1 protein-coding gene is annotated in these 889 nt (G+C 71.4%); it reads left to right on the top strand.

Features of this window, described 5'->3' with window-relative positions:
* Window positions 1-889 (top strand): integrin alpha (locus O3Q52_RS53645; RefSeq protein WP_269655621.1); only part of this gene is annotated, 889 nt, incomplete at both ends.

Below are 889 nucleotides of genomic sequence, written 5' to 3'. Positions count from 1 at the left end.
TCTCGTGGCCGGTCTGGGGATCGCCGCCGCCCCGTCCGCGTACGCCGGAACACCGGGCGGTACGCACGCCGACGACCGGAACAGCGACTTCAACGGCGACGGATACGAGGACGTGCTGGTGGGTGCGCCCGGGGCGACCGTCAGTGGCAAGAAGGGTGCCGGTCTCGTGACCGTGCAGTACGGCTCGTCGACAGGCATCGGGACGAGCAAGGTGGCGCGGTTCAGCCAGTCCACGGCCGGTGTCGCGGGCGCGGCCGAGGCTGGCGACGGGTTCGGCAAGGCGGTCGCGACCGGTGACCTGGACGGGGACGGGTACGACGACGCCGTCGTCGGCATTCCCGGCGAGGACCTCGGGACCGTCGCCGACGCGGGTGGCGTGGCGATCCTGTGGGGCTCGAAGGCGGGGCTCACCGGCGCCGCCAGCGACTGGCTGGAGACTCAGGAACCCACCGCGGGCGAGCGGTTCGGCGTCGGGCTCGCCGCGGCGCACTTCACGGACGAGACGCCGGGCGACCTGCTCGTCGTGCTCGACCACTACGACCTGGAGCTGTTCGCCTACGACTCCGCGGCCCCCAGTTCGCTCAAGGAGCAGTGGTCGACCCGGCTCTCCGCACGGGCCGAGCAGCGCCACATCCTGCCCAAGTCGCTGACCACGGGCGACTACGACAACAACGGCTACGCCGACCTGGTCGTCTCGGGCGTGACCGTCGGCGACGAGTCCGGCCACGGCTGGTCCACGTACTTGTCCGGAAACGCCGACGGGCTCAAGTACGAGCGGGATGTACGCGGTGGCACGGCAGCCGCGTCCGGGGACATCATCAACGACGGCTACGACGACCTGGTGACCGGCGAGCCCAACTCCCCCGACGACGGCGGCGAGACCCTCAGC

It is taken from the genome of Streptomyces sp. ActVer, assembly GCF_027270795.1.
GTDB lineage: Bacteria > Actinomycetota > Actinomycetes > Streptomycetales > Streptomycetaceae > Streptomyces > Streptomyces umbrinus_A.
Note: the sequence above shows the minus strand (reverse complement) of the source record. Positions and strands in the feature narration are given on the sequence as shown.